Origin of the sequence: Streptomyces sp. NPDC007162 (assembly GCF_040634175.1) — a bacterium.
In the GTDB taxonomy this organism is placed as follows: Bacteria; Actinomycetota; Actinomycetes; order Streptomycetales; family Streptomycetaceae; genus Streptomyces.
On record NZ_JBEYFC010000815.1, the window covers coordinates 1 to 2,757 of the forward strand.

The 2,757-nt window shown below is 72.4% G+C and carries 2 protein-coding genes; one reads left to right on the forward strand and one right to left on the reverse strand.

Features of this window, described 5'->3' with window-relative positions; translation table 11 throughout:
* The coding region (locus ABZ646_RS44360; protein ID WP_360532840.1) for a transposase at window positions 1-245 on the reverse strand (245 nt) is incomplete at its 3' end.
* A 399-nt stretch (window positions 246-644) separates the two neighbouring features.
* Here ABZ646_RS44360 and ABZ646_RS44365 point away from each other — a divergent pair.
* Complete coding sequence (locus ABZ646_RS44365) at window positions 645-2,306, forward strand: competence protein CoiA family protein (RefSeq protein WP_360532843.1); 1,662 nt, start codon at window positions 645-647, stop codon at window positions 2,304-2,306.
* The last annotated feature ends 451 nt before the right edge of the window (window positions 2,307-2,757 follow it).

The following is a 2,757-nucleotide window of genomic DNA, read 5'->3' on the forward strand; positions in this document are numbered from 1 at the left end:
AGTACTCCAACCCCAACAACCCCCTCTCGCACTATCACTCGACCGGCCCCGAGTTGTGGGAGCAGCTCCCACTGGCAACCGGTCCGGCCCTGGTAGAGCAGTGCGTTGACGATCTCCCGCATCGCGTACGGACCCTGATGGCCGCTGACCGAGGGATGCGCGGCCTTCCACGCGGCGATCACAGGCTCGACCAGCGCCCACTGCTCGTCGCTCACGTCGGTCTTGTAGGGCTTGCGCTCGCTCACGGTGCCCAGCTCAACATGCCCATGGCGCCGACCGGCCGGGACGCCGCACCGCCACACCTTCAGGTGACGACAAATCTCCTATGCACTCTCATTCCGTCCTCTCAGAGACAGGCTCGGCCGCGCTGGTCGTGTTGTTGGCGTGCCAGCGCCGAGCCGCTCGACCGGTTGACGGCAGCCGCATACACCAGCGACCGCCAGCCGCGGGTGCATCGGGCCACGCGCAGCCGGGTCGCCGACATTGCAGCAATCGAGTTCGGTTGCGTTTGGGTCCGCAGGCTGTCGGCCTGCGGACCGCCCTCCAACTCGTCGTCAGTTGAGGTGCTGCTGCTTAGTCCTCGCCCGGACCGCTCCCGGTGACGGACACTGGAGGATCGGGGATCCGACCGTGCGGGAGGTGACGTGGGCCGGGACCAGCGCCTGGTACAGACCGCGGTGATGGGCAGCGCGGAGTCGGAGATACCCGCCCTGCTGCCGATGCAAGCCGACCTCGCGGCGGCATTCCGGCAGGCCCACGCCGGGCAGACATTCTGGCGCGGGCAGTGGCTGGGCGGCTGCAGAGGACGGCTGACGATCAGGATGCCCGTCGGCCGGGTCGCGCACTTCGCCCACCTGCGCGGGCCCGAGCACATGGCGTGCCGCAGGACATCGGTGGGAGTCTCCGGCGCCGACCACCTCTACATCAAGCAGCAGTTCCTCGCGTGGCTGGCCGGCCAGGGCATCGCCGCCGCCGCGCGCCTGCCCGAGGACGCCGAACGGGTAGGCGGCGAGGTGGTGTTCGAGCCCGGCGGTCACGGCTGTCTGCGGGTGCTGCTGGACCATGAGGCCGTGCTGCCCGAGCCCGTGGACGGCACGCAGCTGGTGCTCGGTCCGCACGTCGCCCACGATCCGCACCGTCTCGTCGTCGACGGGTACGTGCTGCGCATCCGCTGCGACACCGACGGCAGCGGACGCCGGGTCATGATCGGCACCCAGCTGCACGGCCGCACGGAGTGGGTCGGCCTCGACGAATGCCATCTGACGCCGTTGGGGCTGTGCACGCCCGCGGTCGAGGAGGTCCGCCGCCTGCGCACCAGCTCACGTGCCGCCTTCCCACACCGTGCCGCGCCCGCCCGCGTCGATGCCGTGGTGCGGCCGGTGGCCGCGCCCCAGGCAACGGGCGACCGATCCCAGGCGTTCGCGGCCCTGCGCAAGGCCGTCGAGGGTGAGCGCACCTTCAGCGAACTGCGCCACTTCCTCACCCAGGCGGAGGCCGCCGCCCGCGGCGGCGCGAGTGCCGAGGAGAACCAGCTGCTGCGCCGCGCCGCCGACCTCCTCCTGGCCAAAGAACGTGGTGTCGGGATCAGCGCCCCGTCTGCTCCCCCACCACGGCGCGGTGGCGTCTCCCGCGCCGGACGCACCGGCAGGAGCCGCGCCGGGCAGGCGGCCGAGGCGGTCGCCGACCTCCTGGACACACTCGACCGGCGCAACGGCCGTCTGCATCCCGGTGAACTGCGGCGCCTAGTGGCCCAGCTGAAGGCCAGGGCCGAGGAAGCCGGGCCCTGGCTGACCCGCCAGCAGCGTAGGCAGATCGCCGTCTGGGAGGAGCGCACCGGCAAGGCTCCCGCGCCCGCCCCGCCGCCGGCACCTGCCAGGCGGGTCACCATTGTGCAGTCGGCCGCCATGGAAGCCGAAGCCCCGGCGCGACCCGCAGCAGCCGGGCAGCGCACGCGCGGCGGCCCGCACCGACCGCCCGCACCGGCCGGTGTCCCCACTGACGTCGACGCTGTGGCGGACGCCGCTCGCGACGTCCTCGAGCACGCAGCCCGGCTCGGGACGACCATCCCCTGGGACCGGCTGTGCGCGCAGGTCAAAGGACTGGCCGAACTGAGCGAGCAGCAGCGCCAGGCTCTGAAAGCCGCATCTCGCTCCCGCTCCGCCACGGTGCTGGCGGCCCTGATCACCACCGGCAGCGGAACACCACACCCACACTCCCGGCGCCTCGCGGGGGTGGCCGACGTGCACGCTTCGTTCCGGCCCAGCAGCCCGCCGCGCGGCGCCCGGCCCGGCGGCCACGCCACGTGAGCAAAGTGCGCGAAGTGACGGCAAAGCCGCTAGACGGCCCCAGGTCACAGACGGCCGTCTCCATCACCGCCGCACCGGCCATGGGCCACCGGGAATGCCGGGGGCTGGTGTGTATCGTGCGCTGCCGCGCAAGCCAGGGCCGAGCCGGAGTTCGGGACCGTGTACGTACGTTGTCCGTTCGCTGGTGTCCCTACGGCGCGCCCGCCAGGGGCCATCCATGTCGATGCCCGTCAGGCAGGCAAAGGGGCCGGAGTAGGTGCATGGCGCCGGTGCGGAGGCCCGCACAAGACCCCCGACCGTGGTCCCGCGGGCCGCACTCGCGCGGCGATCCATCGGCTCTGTACGGATCTCGGCAAGCAGCGCGGGCTGTACCGTCGCGCTGGCCGTCAGTGTGCCGCCGGTACGGTGACGCCTCGCGCAGGCCGGTGCCAGGCAGGCGTTGCCCGGCACC